The sequence below is a fragment of the Luteibacter sp. 9133 genome (genome assembly GCF_000800155.1).
Taxonomy (GTDB): domain Bacteria; phylum Pseudomonadota; class Gammaproteobacteria; order Xanthomonadales; family Rhodanobacteraceae; genus Luteibacter; species Luteibacter mycovicinus.
Genome location: NZ_JUHO01000001.1, coordinates 1717885 through 1736817 on the forward strand (window position 1 = coordinate 1717885; position 18933 = coordinate 1736817).

General features: G+C 64.3%; 18 protein-coding genes and 1 tRNA gene. 11 read left to right on the forward strand and 8 right to left on the reverse strand.

Going from position 1 to position 18933, the window contains the following annotated elements; all coding sequences use genetic code 11:
• The 5 genes from FA87_RS07395 (at position 1) to FA87_RS07415 (ending at position 7608) form a co-directional block, all read left to right on the forward strand.
• A complete protein-coding gene (locus FA87_RS07395) occupies positions 1-633 on the forward strand; it encodes a Pr6Pr family membrane protein (protein ID WP_036113922.1) in 633 nt (210 codons plus the stop codon).
• A gap of 94 nt (positions 634-727) precedes the next feature.
• Positions 728-2917 (forward strand): catalase, encoded by a 2190-nt coding sequence (locus tag FA87_RS07400; RefSeq protein WP_043693466.1) that lies wholly within the window; start codon positions 728-730, stop codon positions 2915-2917.
• Between the two features lie 89 nt (positions 2918-3006).
• Positions 3007-4839 carry an ABC transporter ATP-binding protein gene (locus FA87_RS07405; RefSeq protein WP_043693469.1) on the forward strand — a complete coding sequence of 611 codons (1833 nt, stop codon included), beginning with the start codon at positions 3007-3009 and terminating at the stop codon, positions 4837-4839.
• Between the two features lie 169 nt (positions 4840-5008).
• A complete protein-coding gene (locus FA87_RS07410) occupies positions 5009-5911 on the forward strand; it encodes a DMT family transporter (RefSeq protein WP_043693472.1) in 903 nt (300 codons plus the stop codon).
• A gap of 68 nt (positions 5912-5979) precedes the next feature.
• The gene (locus FA87_RS07415; RefSeq protein ID WP_052191201.1) at positions 5980-7608 is read left to right on the forward strand and encodes a serine hydrolase; all 1629 of its coding nucleotides are present in this window, start codon (positions 5980-5982) and stop codon (positions 7606-7608) included.
• A gap of 56 nt (positions 7609-7664) precedes the next feature.
• Here FA87_RS07415 and FA87_RS07420 read toward each other — a convergent pair whose 3' ends face one another.
• Entirely contained in the window at positions 7665-10100 is a 2436-nt protein-coding gene (locus tag FA87_RS07420) for a DUF3772 domain-containing protein (RefSeq protein ID WP_052191202.1), read from the reverse strand.
• Positions 10101-10259: 159 nt separating this feature from the next.
• Here FA87_RS07420 and tpiA point away from each other — a divergent pair, with 159 nt between their 5' ends.
• The 5 genes from tpiA (at position 10260) to FA87_RS07445 (ending at position 14377) form a co-directional block, all read left to right on the forward strand.
• Positions 10260-11009, forward strand: coding sequence for a triose-phosphate isomerase (tpiA, locus tag FA87_RS07425; RefSeq protein ID WP_043693476.1), 750 nt, complete (start codon positions 10260-10262; stop codon positions 11007-11009).
• A gap of 24 nt (positions 11010-11033) precedes the next feature.
• Positions 11034-11486, forward strand: coding sequence for a preprotein translocase subunit SecG (gene secG, locus FA87_RS07430; protein WP_036113913.1), 453 nt, complete (start codon positions 11034-11036; stop codon positions 11484-11486).
• Positions 11487-11519: 33 nt separating this feature from the next.
• Positions 11520-11604, forward strand: a tRNA-Leu gene (locus FA87_RS07435).
• A 211-nt stretch (positions 11605-11815) separates the two neighbouring features.
• Complete coding sequence (locus tag FA87_RS07440) at positions 11816-13870, forward strand: bifunctional diguanylate cyclase/phosphodiesterase (protein WP_043693479.1); 2055 nt, start codon at positions 11816-11818, stop codon at positions 13868-13870.
• A 60-nt stretch (positions 13871-13930) separates the two neighbouring features.
• Positions 13931-14377 carry a hypothetical protein gene (locus FA87_RS07445; protein ID WP_043693482.1) on the forward strand — a complete coding sequence of 149 codons (447 nt, stop codon included), beginning with the start codon at positions 13931-13933 and terminating at the stop codon, positions 14375-14377.
• On the opposite strand, the gene FA87_RS07450 is transcribed toward FA87_RS07445, so the two are convergent.
• From FA87_RS07450 to FA87_RS20690, 7 genes are all read right to left on the reverse strand, one after another.
• Positions 14355-14921 (reverse strand): hypothetical protein, encoded by a 567-nt coding sequence (locus tag FA87_RS07450; protein WP_156128515.1) that lies wholly within the window; start codon positions 14919-14921, stop codon positions 14355-14357. The genes FA87_RS07445 and FA87_RS07450 overlap by 23 nt on opposite strands.
• Positions 14922-14953: 32 nt before the next feature.
• Complete coding sequence (locus FA87_RS07455; RefSeq protein ID WP_043693485.1) at positions 14954-15301, reverse strand: hypothetical protein; 348 nt, start codon at positions 15299-15301, stop codon at positions 14954-14956.
• Positions 15298-15942 (reverse strand): sigma-70 family RNA polymerase sigma factor, encoded by a 645-nt coding sequence (locus FA87_RS07460; RefSeq protein ID WP_052191204.1) that lies wholly within the window; start codon positions 15940-15942, stop codon positions 15298-15300. The genes FA87_RS07455 and FA87_RS07460 overlap by 4 nt, the downstream gene beginning before the upstream one ends.
• Positions 15943-16005: 63 nt before the next feature.
• Positions 16006-16986, reverse strand: coding sequence for an NAD(P)H-quinone oxidoreductase (locus FA87_RS07465; RefSeq protein WP_043693488.1), 981 nt, complete (start codon positions 16984-16986; stop codon positions 16006-16008).
• A gap of 5 nt (positions 16987-16991) precedes the next feature.
• The gene (locus FA87_RS07470; protein ID WP_043693491.1) at positions 16992-17594 is read right to left on the reverse strand and encodes an HAD family phosphatase; all 603 of its coding nucleotides are present in this window, start codon (positions 17592-17594) and stop codon (positions 16992-16994) included.
• An 8-nt stretch (positions 17595-17602) separates the two neighbouring features.
• Positions 17603-17956, reverse strand: coding sequence for a UBP-type zinc finger domain-containing protein (locus tag FA87_RS07475; RefSeq protein WP_036113901.1), 354 nt, complete (start codon positions 17954-17956; stop codon positions 17603-17605).
• Between the two features lie 100 nt (positions 17957-18056).
• The gene (locus FA87_RS20690) at positions 18057-18332 is read right to left on the reverse strand and encodes a hypothetical protein (RefSeq protein WP_156128516.1); all 276 of its coding nucleotides are present in this window, start codon (positions 18330-18332) and stop codon (positions 18057-18059) included.
• A 234-nt stretch (positions 18333-18566) separates the two neighbouring features.
• Between FA87_RS20690 and FA87_RS07485 the strand changes: the two genes are divergently transcribed.
• A complete protein-coding gene (locus FA87_RS07485) occupies positions 18567-18926 on the forward strand; it encodes a DUF1304 domain-containing protein (protein ID WP_043693496.1) in 360 nt (119 codons plus the stop codon).
• Positions 18927-18933 lie beyond the last annotated feature (7 nt).

Genomic DNA, 18933 nt, shown 5'->3' on the forward strand with positions numbered 1-18933 from the left:
ATGTCGCCCCGGGTTGCCGCTGTCTCAAATCTTTTCGCGATTATCGTCGCAGCGGTCGCCTGGCCGACGCTGATGCTCCAGTACTGGCTGATGCTCTGGTCGGGGCCGGTACTGGAAGTGACGCTGCGTTTCTTCAGCTTCTTCACCATCCTGTCGAACCTTCTGGTCGCGCTGGTCGCCACCTCGTCGGCGACGGGTGGTGAATGGGCTCCCCTGCGGATATGGCGTGGCCCGCGCGTGCGCGGACTGGCGGCCTTGTCCATTTCGGTGACCTGTCTGATTTACGCGGTGCTCCTGCAGTCGCTCTGGCACCCGATGGGGCCGCAGCTGGTCGCCGATCGTTCGCTGCATTACGTCGTGCCGTTTCTGTTCGTCGTGTGGTGGCTTGCGTTGCTCCCGCATGGCGCACTGGTTTGGGGTGACGCGTTGCGCTGGATGGTGTTTCCGCTGGCTTTCCTGGTATGGACGCTGGGTCGGGGCGCCGTGGTGCATGAGTATCCCTATCCGTTCATGGACGTGGCTCACCTGGGTTACGTCGCGGTGCTGCTCAACAGCCTTCTCGTGGGGGCTCTGTTTCTCGGTCTGGGCCTCGCGCTCGTCGCCCTCGACAAGGCGCTGGCGCGCCACGCCTGATACCTACGTAGAAGTGTGGCCTTTGCACTGGCTTGACCCGCGATTCACGGGGCCGCTGCCATATACCTCCCGTTGAGAACACGCGAGGTACATCATGAGCAAGGCGCCCAAAGCCCCAGCCGACGATTCACGCAAGCACTCCTCCGCCGTCCACGACGATCCCAAGCGCGCCGATCTGGCGAGGGATACCGTCGATGCCGCCGGCGCGACGATGACGACCGATCAGGGAACGCGCATCGCCGACGACCAGAACTCGCTGAAGGCCGGCGAGCGCGGCGCGACGCTGCTGGAGGATTTCATCCTCCGCGAAAAGATCACCCACTTCGATCACGAGCGCATCCCGGAACGTATCGTCCATGCGCGCGGTGCCGCGGCGCATGGCTATTTCGAGGCCTACGATTCGCTGGCATCGGTCACGCGCGCGTCCTTCCTGGCACAGAAAGGGAAGCGCACGCCGGTTTTCGTCCGCTTCTCCACCGTGGCGGGCTCCCGCGGGTCCACCGATCTCGCCCGCGACGTGCGCGGCTTTTCGGTGAAGTTCTATACCGAGGAAGGCAATTACGATCTCGTCGGCAATAACATCCCGGTGTTCTTCATTCAGGACGCGATCAAGTTTCCCGATCTGATCCATGCGGTGAAACCCGAGCCGCATAACGAGATTCCGCAGGCCGCCAGCGCACACGACACCTTCTGGGATTTCATCTCCCTGATGCCCGAGTCGATGCACATGATCATGTGGGCGATGTCGGACCGTGCGATTCCGCGCAGCTACCGGATGATGGAAGGGTTCGGCGTCCACACGTTTCGTTTCGTCAATGCGGCGGGCAAGTCGACCTTCGTCAAATTCCACTGGAAGCCGAAGCTCGGTCTGCACAGCGTGGCCTGGGACGAAGCGCTGAAGATCTCCGGCAACGACCCCGACTTCCATCGGCGCGATCTGGCCGATGCCATCACGGCGGGCGATTTCCCGGAATGGGAGCTCGGTGTACAGCTGGTCGACGAGGAAGACGAGCACAAGTTCGATTTCGATCTGCTCGATCCGACCAAGCTGATTCCGGAAGAGGTAGTGCCCGTGCGCCTCATCGGCCGCATGGTGCTGGACCGCAACCCGGATAATTATTTTGCCGAGACCGAACAGGTCGCGTTCCATCCCGGACACGTCGTGCCGGGTATCGATTTCAGCAACGATCCCCTGCTGCAGGGACGCCTGTTCTCGTATACGGACACGCAGCTCTCGCGCCTGGGCAGCCCTAACTTCCACGAGCTGCCGATCAATCGTGCCGTGGTTCCGGTCCGCAATCACCAGCGCGATGCCCACATGCGGCACACGATCGACAAGGGGCGCGTCGCGTATGAGCCCAACTCGCTGGGCGGCGGGTGTCCGTTCCAGGCCTCCTGGAAGGATGGCGGATTCACGTCGGTGAACGAGCGCATCGACGCGCGGAAGGTACGTGCGCGTAGTGAAACGTTCCTCGATCACTTCACGCAGGCGCGCATGTTCCTGCACAGCCAGTCCGAGGCCGAGTACAACCATATCGTCAGCGCGCTGCGCTTCGAGCTGGGCAAGGTACAGGAGCCGACGGTACGGCAACGCATGCTGTTCATGCTGGCTCAGGTCGACACGGACCTTGCGGCGAGCGTGGCGCAGGCGCTCGGCATTCCTGTCCCGAAGAAGAGCGACGGGCCGCTCAACCGAAGCGTGCCAGCCGACGCGGATCCGAAGAGTTATCAACCGACGCCGGCGCGTGACGTGCCGGTCTCCCCGGCGCTCAGCATGCGCCACCGGCCAGGCGACACCCTGGCGACGCGCAAGGTGGCGGTGCTGCTGGCCGATGGCTTCGCGGCTGATGACGTCGCTGCGGTACGCAAGGCCCTCGAGCAGAGTGGGGTACAGGTCAAGTTCGTCGCACCTCAGCTTGGTTCGATTCGCTCGAACGGCGATTCCGTCGAGGCCGACTTCAGCTTCCTCACGAGCAATTCGGTGCTGTTCGATGCGATCTACGTGCCGGGCGGCCGGGGTAGCGTCGATCTGCTGAAGCGCGTGCCGGATGTCGCGGACTTCATCAAGGACAGCTGGCGCCATTGCAAGGCCATCGCTGCCAGCGGTGAAGGCGCCGAGCTTCTCGTCGGTCTGCCCGGCGGTGTCGCCGTCGGCGAAAAAAAGGACGTCCGCAGCGAGCACGGCGTGGTCGTCACGGGCGGAAAGGCCAGCGATGGGTTCGCGAAGGGCTTCGTGCAGGCGCTGGCCGCGGGACGGCACTGGGAGCGTGAAACGCTCTCCTGACCGGGGCCCTGGCCGGGGGATACGTGGACCACGTATCCCCCGGTGCCTTACGACATCGACGTGACTCCATACCGGTCTACAATGCCGGCATGATATTCCGATGGTTCGAATCCCTGATCGACATTTTCCGCGAGGTCCCTGATCGGACCCCGCCGAAGAGTGTCGTCCGCTTCTATGCCCATTACCTGCGTCAGGTATGGAAGATCTTCGTCGCAGCCCTCGTGGTGGGGCTGGCCGTCGCCCTGATCGAAGTCGCCATGTTCGACTTTCTGGGGCGCCTGGTCGACATGGCGCAGAAGACGCCGGCGGCGACTTTCTTCCAGACGCACGCCGGCACGCTCGCGTGGATGGCGTTCGTCGTGGTCGTCCTGCGTCCCCTCTCGATCGGAATTCACGATCTTCTGGTCAACCAGACACTCAATCCCGGCATGACCAGCATGATGCGCTGGCAGCATCATCGCTATGTGCTCAAGCAGAGCCTGTCCTTTTTCCAGAACGACTTCGCCGGGCGCATCGCCAATCGCATCATGCAGACGGCGCCCTCGCTGCGGCAGTCGGCCGTGCAGGTGGTTGACGCCCTCTGGTACGTCACCGTCTATGCCGGCACCTCGATCTACCTGTTCGCCAAAGCGGACATCTGGCTGGCCGTTCCGCTGATCTGGTGGATCGCTGGCTATATCGGCATGCTCGTGTTCTTCGTGCCGCGGGTGAAGGAGCGTTCGTGGAAGGCGTCGGAGGCCCGCTCGAAGCTGATGGGGCGCATCGTCGACGGCTACAGCAACGTGATGACGCTGAAACTCTTCGCCCATACGAATCGCGAGGAAGCCTATGCGCGTGAAGCCATCGTCGAGCAGACCGAGAAGGTGCGGTCGTCGAGCCGCATGGTCACGACGATGGATGTCTCCATCACGACGCTCAACGGCCTGCTGATCGGCTTCACCAGCGCACTGGCGTTGTGGCTTTGGTCGCGTGGCACGGTGACGACGGGTCAGGTGGCGCTCGCCGTGGGCCTGGTCATCCGTATCAACAACATGTCCGGCTGGATCATGTGGGTGGTCAACGGCATCTTCGAGGATGTCGGTACCGTCCAGGATGGCATCACCACGCTCTCGCAGGAACGTACGGTGGTCGATCGGGCCGACGCCGTGCCGCTGGTGGTGTCGAAGGGCGAGGTCCGCTTCGACGATATTCATTTCCATTACGGCAAGGCCGGCGGCATCATCGGCGGCCTCGATCTGGTCGTGCGTGCGGGTGAGAAGATCGGACTGGTCGGCCCGTCGGGTGCCGGCAAGTCCACGATGGTGAACGTGCTGCTGCGTCTCTACGACCTCGAGGACGGGCACATTTACATCGATGGGCAGGATGTCGCGAAGGTCACCCAGGAATCGCTGCGCTCGAAGATCGGCGTGGTGACGCAGGATACTTCGCTGCTGCATCGATCGATCCGGGACAACCTGCTTTACGGGCGTCCGGATGCGACCGACGCGGAGATGGCCGAGGCCGTCCGGCAAGCTCGTGCGGATGAGTTCATCCCGCTGCTGTCGGATGGCGAAGGTCGCACGGGTTACGACGCCCACGCCGGCGAGCGTGGCGTGAAGCTATCGGGTGGCCAGCGGCAGCGTATCGCCATTGCGCGCGTCCTGCTGAAAGATGCGCCCATTCTGGTTCTGGACGAAGCCACCTCGGCGCCGGATTCCGAAGCGGAGGCAGCGATCCAGGAGAGCCTCGAGACGCTGATGCGCGGCAAGACCGTTATCGCGATCGCCCACCGCCTGTCGACCATCGCGAAGATGGATCGTCTCGTCGTGATGGAACACGGGGCCATCGTGGAGACCGGCACGCATTCGGAGCTGATTGCGCGTGGCGGCCTTTATGCGCGCTTGTGGGCGCATCAGACCGGTGGCTTCGTCGGGGTGGAGTAGGGCGGCCTCCCAGGCTCCAGGGTTTCCCGCTCCGCCCGCTCAGTGAACGCAAGGGAAGGGGAGGGACGCATGGCAGGCATGAATCGGGCGATAGGCAGCGTTGCAAAGAACGCGCTTGTCGGCCCCGTGGTTCCGGCGACAATGAGGGCCAGACACAAGTGAGGTTCGTATGTCCGCTGCCACCGATGCCCCCGTCGATTCGATCACGCCGACCGCCACGCGGGACTGGCGTACACCGGTCGAGCTGGTGGCCCTGGGCGCCATCTGGGGCGGCTCGTTTCTCTTCATGCGCGTGGCCGCGAAAGACTTCGGCCCGTTCCCGATGGTGGCGACGCGCCTGCTGTTCGGTTCGGTGATCCTGCTGCCGCTGTTGTGGCGCGCCCGCGGCACCCTGCGCTTTTCGCATCTGTGGAAGATGCTGGTACTCGGCGCGTTGAGCGCGGCCGTCCCGTTCACCCTGTTCGCCTGGGGTGCGGAGCGCGCACCGGCTGGCATTGGCGCCATCGCCAACAGCATGACGGTCCTCTTCGCGGCCCTCGTCGCCTTCGTCGGCTTCGGTGAGAAGATCGGCACGCGCAAGGCCATCGCCCTGGTCGCCGGCTTTATCGGCGTGGTGATTCTCGCCAGCGGCCGCACTGCGGGTGACAACGTGGCACCGGCCGCCCTGGCGGGCGCCGCGGCGTCGTTCTGCTACGGACTTGCCGGCAATCTGATCAAGCGCTACCTGTCCGATATCGCGCCCACGGCAGTAGCGGCCGGGTGCCTGCTCGGTGCGACCCTTCTGACCGCGCCGCTGGCCGTGCTGACATGGCCCGACGCGCCCATTCCCGTGAAGTCGTGGGTCGCCGTCACGGCGCTGGGTGTGCTTTCCACCGGTCTGGCCTACGCGTTCTACTTTCGCCTCATCCAGCGTATCGGTGCGCCGCGCGCCGCCACCGCGACCTATCTGGTGCCCCTGTTCGGCGTGGCCTGGGCCTGGATGTTCCTCGGTGAGGCGCTCACCCCGACCATGGCGCTCGCCGGCGCGATCATTCTCGGCAGCGTGCTTTTCAGCCAGAAAAGCAAGGCCTGAGAGAAGTCTTTCGCCGGACGGCGATGCGTGGAATAGTCCCCACACCGTTTTGCCTGCAGGGGCTTTCCATGTCGCGTCTTCGTTATCTTCTCGCCTTCGGCGTCACCAGCTTCGCGTTCGCACTCGCCGCGCAGGGGCAGGACGTGGGGCCGTCGCCCGCTTCCGCCGCCACGGCATCCCGTCCGGCGGCGCTGGCCGACTTCGACGCCTATGTCGATGCGACGCGCAAGCAGTTCGACGTGCCGGGTATCGCCGTGGCGATCGTCAAGGACGGCAAGATCGTCCTCGAGATGGGCTCGGGCGTGCGCAAGCTGGGCGACCCTGCCAAGGTCGATGCGCATACCCAGTTCGCCATCGCCTCGAATACCAAGGCGTTTACCGCGGCGTCGCTGGCTATCCTCTCCGACGAGAACAAGCTGGACATGAACGACCGGGTGGTCGACCGGCTGCCCTGGTTCCAGATGTCGGATCCCTACGTGACCCGCGAGATGCGCGTGCGCGATCTGCTTGCGCATCGCAGCGGCCTCAGCCTTGGCGCGGGGGACCTGCTGTACTGGCCCGCGACGACGTACACCACGAAGGAAGTGGTGCAGCGTCTTCGTTACGTGCCTCTGACCAACAGTTTCCGTGCGGAGTATGCGTACGACAACATTCTCTTCGCGGTGGCGGGCCTGGTGATCGAGCAGGTCTCGGGCAAGCCCTGGGCCGACTTCGTGCACGATCGCATCTTCGTTCCGCTGGGCATGACCGAGTCGCAGACGCATGCGCCGGAAAGCATCGGCCCGAACGACGACATCGCTACGGGTCATGCCAAATTCGACTTCAAGGACCTGAAGCCGGTCGCGCCGATGTCGTGGAACAACAATCCTTCGGCGGGCGGCATCTACTCGAGCGTGCACGACCTGTCGAAGTGGCTGACCATGCAGCTCGATGGCGGCACGTACAAGGACGGCAGCGGCAAGGAACAACGTCTCTTCAGCGAAAAGCGTCAGGCCGAAATGTGGTCGTTGATCACGCCGATCCGTATCCCTGAGCCCACCGTGCCCGAACTCAAATCGGCCAGACCGAACTTCTCCGGCTACGGCGAAGGCTGGTTCGTTTCCGACTATCGCGGTCACAAGCTGGTCTGGCACACCGGTGGCTGGCCCGGCATGGTCTCGCGCGTCACGATGGTTCCCGACCTCAAGCTGGGTATCGTGGTGCTGACCAATCAGGAGAGCGGTGCCGCGTTCCAGGCGGTGACCATGCGTGCGCTGGACGCATTCACCGATGCGCCGAAGACCGACTGGATCGCCGCATACGCCGCCGGCGTCAAAAAGGCGGAAGGTAACGCCGACGACAGCATGAAGAAGCATGAGGCGGCGCGCATGAAGGGTGCGAAGCCCTCGCTGCCGCTCGATGGTTATGTCGGTACGTATCGCGATCCGTGGTACGGCGACGTCAAGGTGTCGAAGCAGGGCGGCAAGCTGTCCATGACCTTCAGCAAGACCGCGCAGCTCAGCGGCACGCTGGAGCCGTGGCAGCACGATACCTTCATCGCTCACTGGACGGATCGGTCGCTTAACGGCGATGCGTTCGTCAACTTTTCGCTGGATCCGGATGGCAAAGTCCGCGAAGTGCGGATGGAGCCCGTCTCACCGTTGACCGATTTCAGCTTCGACTTCCAGGATCTGCGCCTGGTGCCGGTCGAGAAATAAGACTTACAGGAGCGCCTTTCGCGCGATGTGAAGAGCATCGCGCGCAGGGCGCGCTCCTACGACGAAGGATCGTCCGTGGACGCCTTCGGCGCAGCCGCACCCGTCGGCCCTGGCATCTCTGGCGTATTCCCTCCCGAGCGCAACACCAGATCCTGCGGTCGGAGCAGCGGAATATCCGCCCCGCGCAACCGGGCGATGATGTCGAACAACAGATCGCTCTTGACTCCGCCGACGTCGCGCGGGCTACCCACATAGCACGTCGCCACGAACATCATCGCGGTGCGGTCGATGCTGTCCAGCGTCACCGACGGCGCGGGCGTATCCTGCACGGCGCTATGCGCGGTCATCGCTTCCAGCATGTGATCGCGCACGTGCACCGGGTCACTGTCCAGCGGCATCGGCAGCTTGATCTGCACGCGCCCCTGCGGATTGGCCATCGTCATGTTCCGCACCGGTTTGGTGATGAACGACGAGTTCGGCACGATGATGGTCGAGCGGTCGCCTACCTGGATTTCGGTGGCACGGACATTGATCCGGCGGATGTCGCCCTCGGCATCGTCCAGCACGACCCAGTCGCCGACCTTGACCGGTCGCTCGGCCAGCAGGATGAGGCCTGAAATGAAGTTCTGCACGATCGCCTGCAGGCCGAAACCGATACCGACCGACAAGGCCGAGGCGACCCACGCCACGTTCTGTACCGAGAGACCCATCGCCAGCAGCGCGATGGCGACGACGATGACGACGCCGACGTAGCCGAGCAGTGTGGTCAGCGAACTGCGCATGCCCGGGTCGAGGCTGGTTCGCGGCAGGTACTGGTCGGACAGCCAGTTCTTCGCTACGCGCACCGCCATCAGGCCGACGAAGAACAGGCCGATCGCCGTGAGGATCTGATCGGGTTTCAGCTCGACGTTGTAGATTTTCAGCGACTGCAGTTTGCCGCCGAGTTCCAGCAGGTCCGGAACACTGCCGCCGGCACCGGCCGCCGCGGCGGAGAGACCGAGCAGGAACAGACCCAGCCTCACGACGCCGGAGAGCAATACGCCCGCCTGGTCCAGCATCTTGGGATGCGTGCCGAAGACCGCCTGCGCACGGGCGCTCATCGGCCCCTTTTCCGACAGCAGCGTCTCGAAGAGGTCGTCGACCAGACGCATCGCAAGATATGTCGCGGCGATCACGATGGTGATCCAGACCACGCGTCCGGCCATGAAGGCGGCGAACGAGACATAGCCCAGAAGCAGACCGACCCAGGAAGCGATGATGGCGATCCACGCCGCCGCGATCAGCAGGCTGGCCCAGATCGGACGGGCGGCCGTGGCTTGCCCGGCATCGTCGCTGTCGGCGTCTGCCTCCGTCTTGTGTGTACGGCTGAGGCGGATCAGGGCGAGGGCGGCGAGGATGGTCAGTACCACCGCTTGCACGCTGCTGGTCATGACCGTTGCCGCGAGGCTCGTGCCGATCGTCCGGTTCAGCAGGTCGAGAAAGCGGAACAGCACGATCGCCAGCGAGAACAGCATCGGAAAACGCCGCAGCTGGAGGGCGGTCTCGTCCGAGAGTGCGGGCAGTCGCCACGAGGGCTTCTTGGCGGAGATCAGTGCGCGGCCCAGTCCGGCGACGAACGCACCGAAGAACACCAGTCCGACGATGTGCTTCGCGATCTCGTCGGTGTCGTGGCTGAGCGTGTCGTTCCAGTTGATGCCGAGATAAAGGAGCTGGGTGCCCAGCCCGGTGGTGAGTGTCGAGGTCAGCGCAATGCCCAGGATCAGTGCCGAGCGGCGCAGGCGGCCTGGCGGCATGCGGTTGGCCGTGAGGTGGCGCACGCGATGTTCGATATAGAAGCGAACGCCCGTCATCAGAAGCAGGCCGAAGAACACGCAGACGATCAGCGCGACCCGGTTGCCCTGGGTCCAGCTGGCGGCAAGGTCGGTTCTGGCCTGGTTTCCGAAATCGCGAAGATTGGCCAGGTCACGGGGAAAGGCGTCCGCCGGATCGGACCAGAACGCGCGGGACACGGGGGAGTTGGTCCGCTGGGAGATGGTCTGCTGGAAGCGGATGCGCCGCAGATCCGCCAGCTGTCCGGAGGTCTGCTGCGCCTCGAGCGCGATGCCGTCCGCCTGCTTGATCTGAGCGTCGACCGCGTTGAACGCCTTGGTGGCGTCCTTGCGGGACGCGGCGAGCTCCGGTGCTTCTTTCGTCCCGTTGGCGGGCGCGGGGCCCATCTGGTCGAGGCGGGCCTTGGCCGCGTCCCGGCTGGACTGCAGGGCGCTCGACACCTTCTGTGCGTTGGAGACGATGTCCGTCGCCTTGCCGCGCAGGTCGTCGATCTTGCCGTCGGTGATCTGCTCGTCCTTCATGGACTTCTCGACCTGGTCGAGCTGGCCGCGCAGATCGTCGATCTGCTGCGCCGGTGTGGTCGTGGCGTCGTCGGTCTGGGCAAAGGCCAGGCCGCTCGTGAAGACGAGCAGGGCGATAAAGAGAATTCTCAGGGTGCGCATACGGGGATCATAAGACAGGCCGGATCAAGGCAAATGCCCGATTCATGCATTACCCTCGGTGAATGGCGCGTGCGCGCCCTCCGTGCGGCAATGCAGCTTTGCCGCCGGGCGGCCCGCCGCTATCCTGCCGCCCCCTTACCCCGCACGGAATCCTGACCCATGCGCACGAAGCTCGTCGCCGGTAACTGGAAGATGCATGGCTCCCGCAAGATGGCGGACGACCTCGTTCGCGAGTTGGTGGAGAACCGGCCGGACGGTCCCGACCTGGTGGTCTTCCCGCCGGATGTGTTCCTGCAGGAGCTGACGCACAAGTACCGCGACCGGGGGCTGCGCTTCGGTGCCCAGGACCTGAGTGAGCACTCGGCGTCGGGTGCCTTCACCGGTGAGGTGTCGGGCAGCATGCTGCGGGACGTGGGCGCGACGTGGGTGCTGGTCGGCCATTCGGAACGTCGTCAGTACCAGCACGAGTCGGACGCGGTCGTGGCCGGGAAGGTCAAGGCAGCCCTCGAGGCAGGCCTGACTCCCATCCTTTGTGTCGGTGAGACCCGTGAGGAGCACGAGGCCGGGCAGGCCGAGGCCGTCATCGGTCGCCAGCTAGAGGCCGTGTTGGTACACGTGGGCATCGAACCGTTCCGTCAGGCGGTCATCGCGTACGAGCCTGTCTGGGCTATCGGGACGGGTCTGACGGCCACTCCGGACAAGGTGCAAAAAATTCATGCCTTCATCCGTAGCCAACTGGCAAAAAAGGATGTTAATATCTCGCTCCTGACCCGGGTGCTTTACGGTGGAAGCGTCAAGCCGGCCAATGCGGCCGAACTTTTCGCCCAGCCTGATGTAGACGGGGGACTCATCGGCGGTGCGGCTCTCGTAGCGTCCGATTTCCTGGATATATGCGCCGCGGCGCGATAATCGCGACACGGCAAACAAGAAGATATGTTCATCCTCTTCAGCGTTTTCTATATCCTGATCGCCGCGGCGATGATCGTGCTGATCCTCATGCAGCGCGGCGCCGGTGCGGATGCAGGTTCGGGTTTCGGTGGCGGCGCGTCCGCAACCGTGTTCGGTGCGCGTGGTTCGTCGAGCTTCATGACGCGAGCTACCGCGATCCTGGCGGCACTGTTCTTCGTGCTTAGCCTGGGTATGGGTATCTACCTCGGTCGCACGGGTGCTCCCCAGCCGGCCGCGGATCTTGGCGTGATGTCTGGCGTTACCACGCCGGCCGCTCCCGCCAACAACGCTCCGGTGAAGCCGGTCGCGTCGGATGTGCCGCAGGCACCCGCCGCCAACGGTGACACCCCGGCCGCCACGGCGCCGGCAGCGACCAACGATGTTCCGGCTGCGAAGCAGGAAGCCACCCAGGCTCCCGCCGAACCGGCCAAGAAGTAATCAGCGACACACGCAACACGCTGTAAAGGTTATGCCCAGGTGGCGGAATTGGTAGACGCACTACCTTGAGGTGGTAGCGGCTTAGGCTGTGGGGGTTCGAGTCCCCCCTTGGGCACCAACGCAAGATCCGGAGTACCTCAACCGGATCGCAATCAAACCCGCGGAAGCGGGTTTTTTTGTGTCTGCGATTCGATCCCGATCAGCGGCGGTAGCAGTTCTGAGCAGATGCAGAGTTTCCGCATCATCCCCCGCTCAAGAATTCGGTAAATTTGCCGACACATCCTCGACGGCCGTATTCGATGGCCACAGCAGGCCTGGCAGATTCCCTCATGCTCGCAAGCAGTTACAGCGGCATCCTCGTTTTCTTCTCGCTGATCGTCGCGGTCCTGGCGTCTTACACGGCGCTCAACATGGCTGGCCGCGTCGCGAGCACGCGTGGGCTCGCATCCAGGTTATGGCTGATCGGCGGCTCGGTGGCCATGGGTTTCGGCATCTGGTCCATGCATTTCATAGGCATGCTGGCATTCCGTCTCCCGATCGCCATCGGTTACGACCTGGGTCTGACGACGCTGTCGCTGGCGATCGCGGTGGGCTCGTCGGCGTTCGCGCTGTGGCTGGTCTGTCTCGAAGAACTACCGGGGCGCCGCCTGTGTGGTGGTGCTCTGCTCCTCGGTGTCGGCATCGCCGCGATGCATTACACCGGCATGGCCGCCATGAAGATGGAGCCGGGGGTGATCTATGAGCCCTGGCTGTTCGCCGCGTCGATCGCCATCGCGGTGCTCGCTTCGGGTGCGGCGCTCTGGATCGCTTTCCGACTTCGTCGCGACGCCGAGCGTGTCGTGCTCCCGCGCGTAGGTGCATCGCTGGTGATGGGTTGCGCTATCGTCGGGATGCACTACACCGGCATGGCCGCCTCTCAGTTCCCGCTGGGCAGCTGGTGTGGTGCGGCCAACTCCGGCCTCGATGCGAAATGGCTCGCGGTCGTCGTGATCCTGATCAGCCTGATGGTCTTCGCCATCGCTCTGATCATCGCGATGCTCGACGTGCGTGCCGATGCGTTGGCCTCCTCGCTCGACCGGGCGAACAGCGAGCTCGTGCAGCTGGCGCTCCATGACAACCTGACCAGGCTGCCCAATCGCGTCCTGCTCGGCGATCGCATGGAGCAGGCGATTCACACGGCAGCGCGCGAGAAGCGGCAACTGGCGGTGTTGTTCATCGATCTCGATGGTTTCAAAGCGGTCAATGACGTGTTCGGACATCACGTCGGTGATCTTCTGCTCAAGGCGGTGTCACGCCGGATCCTCGCGATCAAGCGCGAGCATGACACGGTGGCTCGCCTGGGCGGCGACGAATTCGTAGTGGTGCTGGACATCGGTACGCCCGAAGATGCCGCCGTGCTCGCGCAAACGGTGGTCGACCAGCTGGGTGCGGTGTACAGCATCGACGACAACACCGTGCACGTCGCGGCGAGCATCGGTATCGCGATCTATCCCGAGAATGGCCGGACCACGCACGAGCTCATGGTCAACGCCGATGCGGCGATGTACCACGCGAAAGAACAGGGCCGCAACGGTTACTGCTTCTTCGAAAGTGCGATGAACGCCAACGTTCACCAGCAACTGCAGCTCCAGCAGGACCTGCGCCGGGCGGTGGATCGGGGTGAGTTCCTGCTGCACTACCAGCCAAAGCTCGTCTCGCCGAATGGCCCGATGGTCGGCGTTGAAGCATTGCTGCGCTGGCAGAAGCCGGATGTGGGACTCGTGCCACCCGATGAGTTCCTCTCGGTCGCCGAGCGCACGGGGCTGATCGTGCCTATCGGCAACTGGGTGATCGACGAGGCTTGCCGGCAGATGCGCGCCTGGCAGGATGAGGGGCACGACGACTGGACGGTCGCGGTCAATCTGTCGACCGTGCAGCTGACCCATGTCGGTCTGGTCGACGTGCTCAGGGAGGCCCTCGAACGTCACGGTATCGAGCCGCGCCATCTCGTGCTCGAGGTCACCGAGTCGACCGCGATGCGCGATGCGGAGGCTAGCCTCGCGATTCTCAATCAGCTGGCCGCGCTGGGCGTAGGCATATCCATCGACGACTTCGGCACCGGCTATTCGAGCCTGCTTTACCTCAAGCAGCTGCCGGCCGATGAGCTGAAGATCGACCGTGGTTTCATCACCGAACTGACCCAGGGCAATGACGACGAGGCGATCGTTTCGGCGATCATCGCGCTGGGCAAGACGCTGGGTCTGAAGATCGTGGCCGAGGGCGTGGAGACCGTCGAGCAACAGGAACTGCTGACGCGACTGGGTTGCAACGCGCTGCAGGGCTACCTGCTGGGTGTGCCCGTCGCGGCCGATCAGTTGTCGCGGGCGAACCGGGCGGTGGCGTAAAGTCGCAACGCCGCCCGCTGTGCATTAGGATGCCGTTTCACGACATGCGGGGAACGACCGATGGCCCAGACCGACGACCAGATTGAAAACCTCTTCAGGTTCACCGCCCGGTTCGCGCAGGAGATGCTGTCCGAAAGTGGTGATTTCTATCCGTTCGGTGCCACGATCTCGGCGGATGGAAAGATCGCCGCGGTGAGTGGCGATGTCGGTGGAGAAGAAAATCCGCAACCGCGCGATGTTTATGAATCGATTTCGGCGCAGCTGGTGCGTATCGGCGCCGCGGGCGGCGTCGAAGGTGTCGCTCTGGTTGCCCAGGTCGACATTCCTGACGACCTTGGCGCTCAGGTGGAGAAGGGCATCCGCGTGCATATCGAGGGCGACGGTTTCGCCCGCTTCATTTACATTCCTTACGAGATTCGCTCCGCGGGCGAGCCGGCCGTGCATCTGCACGAACTGCTCGCCGTCGAGGTCCAGCCCCAGTTCTTCAAGGCTCAAAGCCCAGATTGACCGGTGCTGGCGGAAGGTTGGGGTGGTCCATGCCTGTCGTGGGCACGTCGTTGCCGACGACGTCCAGCTTGAACGGACGGGCATCCACGCCGCCCTTGCCGTCGAGCAGGAATCCGAACGCGATTGCCGTCGCCGCATCCGGCACGTCGAGCACGATGCTGCACGGCGTCCAGTCCGAGGTACCCCGCAAGGGATGGCGGTCCATGTTGTCGAAGCCCAGCAGCTTGCTCGATGTGCCATCGATGCGCATCCACATCTGCGCCTTGTCGGCGTTTTGAGTGCGTAGCGCGCCGGTCAGGCGTACTCGCTTGCCGCGGTAGGCGGTGGCGTCGATCGTCTGCATGAGGGTACCGAAACCATTCGCACCGGGCCTGGCGTGGATGAACGCCTGCCAGCCGTCGCGGACGTTGGGTGCCTGCGCTGTGCCCATGTCGTAGTCCCTGGGCGAGGAGCCCGCCACGTGCCAGCCGTTAGGAAGTGTCGCCGCGTTCGCGACGGACGTAAGGGCCAGTGCGGCGAGGGAAGCAAGCAGGCGCATTTTCACGGGAAATGTCCTTCGAAGAGATGAGACGGGTTCTACGGGGTACGCGTCGGGTCGCGCAGGGTGCGAGTGGCAGCGGATGGCGGCGGATCGATATCCATGCTGCGCAGGAACGCGTTGGTGCGTCCTTCCTCGTAACCTGCGGGCAGGGCGGATGCCATGCCGGTGGGTACATCCTGAGGCGGCGGGGAGGTGCCATGCATGCCGAGCCAGAGGGCTGCCGAAGCGGCCAATGCGAGCGCAAGCCAGCCCCCCGCTTGCCGCGAACGCTGCCTCGCGGCCGAACGAGCGGCGAGTGCCAGCATGGCGTCATTCGTCCGCTTTGCCGGCGCTTCGTGCGCGTGCCGTCGATAAAGATACGCGAGCTGGTCGAGGTCGTTCACTGCCAGGCCTCGAGCGCTTTACGAAGTCGGACCTGGGCATAACGAAGTCGGCTTTTGACCGTCTCGCGCGATGTCCCGGTGATAGAGGCAATCTGGTCGAGCGTTAGTTCGCCTTCCGCTTTCAACAAGAAGGCCTCGCGTTGAAGCGGCGGCAGCGCCGCGATCGCCTCGAGCAAAGCAACTCCTAGCGCTTCGCTGTGAGCGACGCGCTCCGGAGCGATGGCATCGGTGGCCACCAGGTCGTCGATGCCAGCCTCATCTTCGCTATCGCTACGCCATTCGGGCGCATGGCGGTCCAGCAGGCGAAACCGGTCTGCCGCGCGTCGATGGGCGATCGCGAAGAGCCAGCTGGCAAATGATGTCTGGGCGCGAAAGTCGCCGCGGCCGCGAATGACGGCGGCCCAGACGTCCTGGAATACTTCTTCGGCATCCGCGGCGCGGTTGGCGAGTCGTAACAAATAACGATGAAGTCGCTTGTGATAGCGCTCGTACAGTTCGCGGAACGCATCGACATCGCCATGCCGGTAGCGGTGCATGAGCGTAGCGTCGTCATCCGGCACCGAGGGCATCGGATCCTTGAAGCCGGTGGTCAGCGCGAGCACAAGCGCGTTGAGGTGATGTTCCGGAGCGATGGCGTACATGGTCCCGATCCTGTGGGTCTGTCTACGTAGTCGCCGACAGTCACCGGATGGGGTTACCCCGGGTCACATCGTCAGAATGATTTTGCCCGTGCTCTGGCCCGATTCCATGTGCCGGTGCGCCTCGGCGGCCTGGCTGAGCGGGTATTCGCTGTCGACCACCGGGCTGAGCGTGCCGTCGGCGAAGCGGTGCAGCCAGCGCTCGCGGAAGCGTCGTGTCATGGCCTGCTTCACCGCGGCGGGGCGCGATTTCATGACGGTGCCGATGATTTGCAGGTGCCGGTACAACAACTGGTCGAGGGGCAACGTCGTTCCGTTGCTGCCACCGAGCAGGCCCACCTGGACGAGACGGCCGCCGTGATTGAGTGAGGCAAGGTTGCGCTCGAAATACGGCGCGCCGATGAAGTCGACGATGACATCGACCCCTCGCTTGTCCGTTTCCCGTGAGACCACCTCGGCGAAATCGTCGCTGCGGTAGTCGATGGCGATCCCGGCGCCAAAACCACGTACCCGGTCGAGCTTGCCGCCGCTCGCGGTGGCGAACACCCTGGCACCCGCCGCACGGGCGAGCTGGATGGCGGCCGAGCCGACGCCGCTGGCGCCGGCATGGATGAGGATGCTGTCCATAGATTCGACGCGGCCGAGATGGAAGGCCGCCTCGTGCGCGGTGACGAAGGCTTCGGGGATGGCGGCGGCTTCCACGTAGCCGAGGCGGTCGGGAATGGTCATCGCCATGCGATGGTCGATGCGCGCGACCTCCGCGTAAGCCCCGCCGCCGACGATTCCCATGACGCGGTCGCCGACCGCATGGCCGTGCACATTGCGGCCGATCGCGATGATCTCGCCGGCGATCTCCAGGCCCATGATCTCGGAGTCGCCGTAGCTTTCGCCCTTGTAGCCGCCATTGCGCTGGATGATGTCCGCACGATTGACGCCCGCGGCGTATACACGCACCAGCAGGTCGTCGTCGCGAGCCACGGGCTGATCGACGTCGGTGAGGTGCAGGACGTCCGCGTCGCCGAACTGATCGAAGGTGATGGCTTTCATGAAGGTTACCTGGTTAGGAATCGCTGGATCTCATCGCGGAGCAGGGCTTCCGAACGGAAGTGGTGCCCGTGCATGCCGACCCGCTTCGCGCCCTCGACGTGACCGGCGGTGTCGTCGATGAATAACGTATCCGCCGGTCGCCAGCCGAGATGCCGCGCGGCCGACTCGAAAACGGCGGGGTCCGGCTTGGCCGCGCCGAACTGACCGGCCACAAGCGCCCGAGCGCCGAATAATTCGGCCAATGCAGGAGCGATGGTGGGCAGGGGTCGGGCGAGTATCTGGCCGTTGTTCGTCAGAATCGCTGCGTCGGCGCGAGGCGGGAGTGAAGAAGCCAGCGCGATGGCCCAGGGGCGTACCCGGGTCGCTTCCCTGCGCGCTGCTGTCCACTGAGCGCAGGAGACCGAGGTGTCGAGCGCCGCACCAAGGCGACGAAGGTATTCATCGGCATCGATGCGCCCGGCATCCGAGTCGTCCTCGATGCCCGAATCGTAAATGGCCGCGTGTACGGAGTCAGGTGAGCGGTCGAGCGCCGCCGCCAGGTGGGCGACGCGGATGCCGGGTTCGTAATCGACGAGCACGCCGTCCATGTCGAAAAGCACGTGTTTCATGGATCGGATCAGCCCTCGCTCAGAACACGCTGCCAGTTGCGCGGCACCTTGCCCGCCGGCCCCGGCGTCGGCTGGTCCGACGGATGGCTATGAGGCGGCGCGAGCGACGGCCCGTCGACTTCCGAGTCCGTGCGGTAGTCGTAGAACCAGTCTTCGCCGGGCTCGAAGCTCTGGATGATCGGATGTCCGGTGGCGTGCGCGTGTTTCGAGGCGTGCTTGTGCAGTGAATCGTCGCAGCAGCCGATGTGTCCGCACTGCGCGCAGCGACGAAGGTGGAACCACCAGGTGTCGTTGGCGATGCATTCAGCGCATCCGGCGCCGCTGGGTTTTGCCGTGGGGTCGATGCCGTCGGTGGGACTCATGGATAGATACTCCGTGCAGGTCCGTCCGATCCTAACCCAGGTGGAAGGGCGCGGCGGAGGACGCGCGTGCCGTCATTTGTCGCTGGCCGCCGGGCCGGACTCAGAGGATGCGGCCGGCCCGGTTCAGTGCGACGACCTGCATGTGATCGACCGAGGCGGTCAGAAAACGCAGAGCGCGGCGTAGGGCGACGCTGTCAGGGCAGCCGTGTTGCAGGAGTGCTTCGATCCGCTCGGCCGCGTCGGCCACGGAGAGGTGTTCGTGGCGAAGGGCATGCCGGGCGACATGGCTGGCCCTGAACTGCGCCTCGTCGTAATCACGATGCAGTAATGCCTGAAGCAGCCCGAGAGCTTCCAGGGAGATCTCCTGCGCTGCCATAACGTTCCGCATGACGCTAATGAAACCGTCATGCCGGCCTTCGTGCAATCTGACTTCCGGCCTATCGGATGCACGGGATTCCACGACGTTTCGGGCGTTTTTTGCCTTGCAGTAGTTTTTCGGTAGACGCCGTCCGGTGCGGCGACGATCCTTGCGGGGCAGCGACACCATCCGGTGCGGAATGGAGGTCTTTGCGGCTATCCTTGCCGCCCTCCGCATCGGGAAGGATCGTCCATGCACCTCGTCGCCATCGTACTCACCGTCCTGGTGATCCTGATACATATCTACATCGTCATCCTGGAGATGGTGCTGTGGCGATCGCGCGGTCCGCGCGTTTTCGGGATCACCCCGCAGTTTGCCGAACAGAGCGCGACCCTGGCGTCCAATCAGGGGCTTTATAACGGGTTCCTGGTGGCCGCGCTGCTGCTTGGCGTACTCCTGCCCGAACCGTTCGCATCGGCGTTCGTGTTTTACGGTCTGGGCTGCGTCGTGGTCGCGGGCCTCTGGGGCGGCTTTACCGCCAGCCGCCGCATTCTGTACGTGCAGGCCTTGCCCGCCGCGCTCGCCCTGGCGGCACAGTGGCTCGCCCGTTGATTTGACG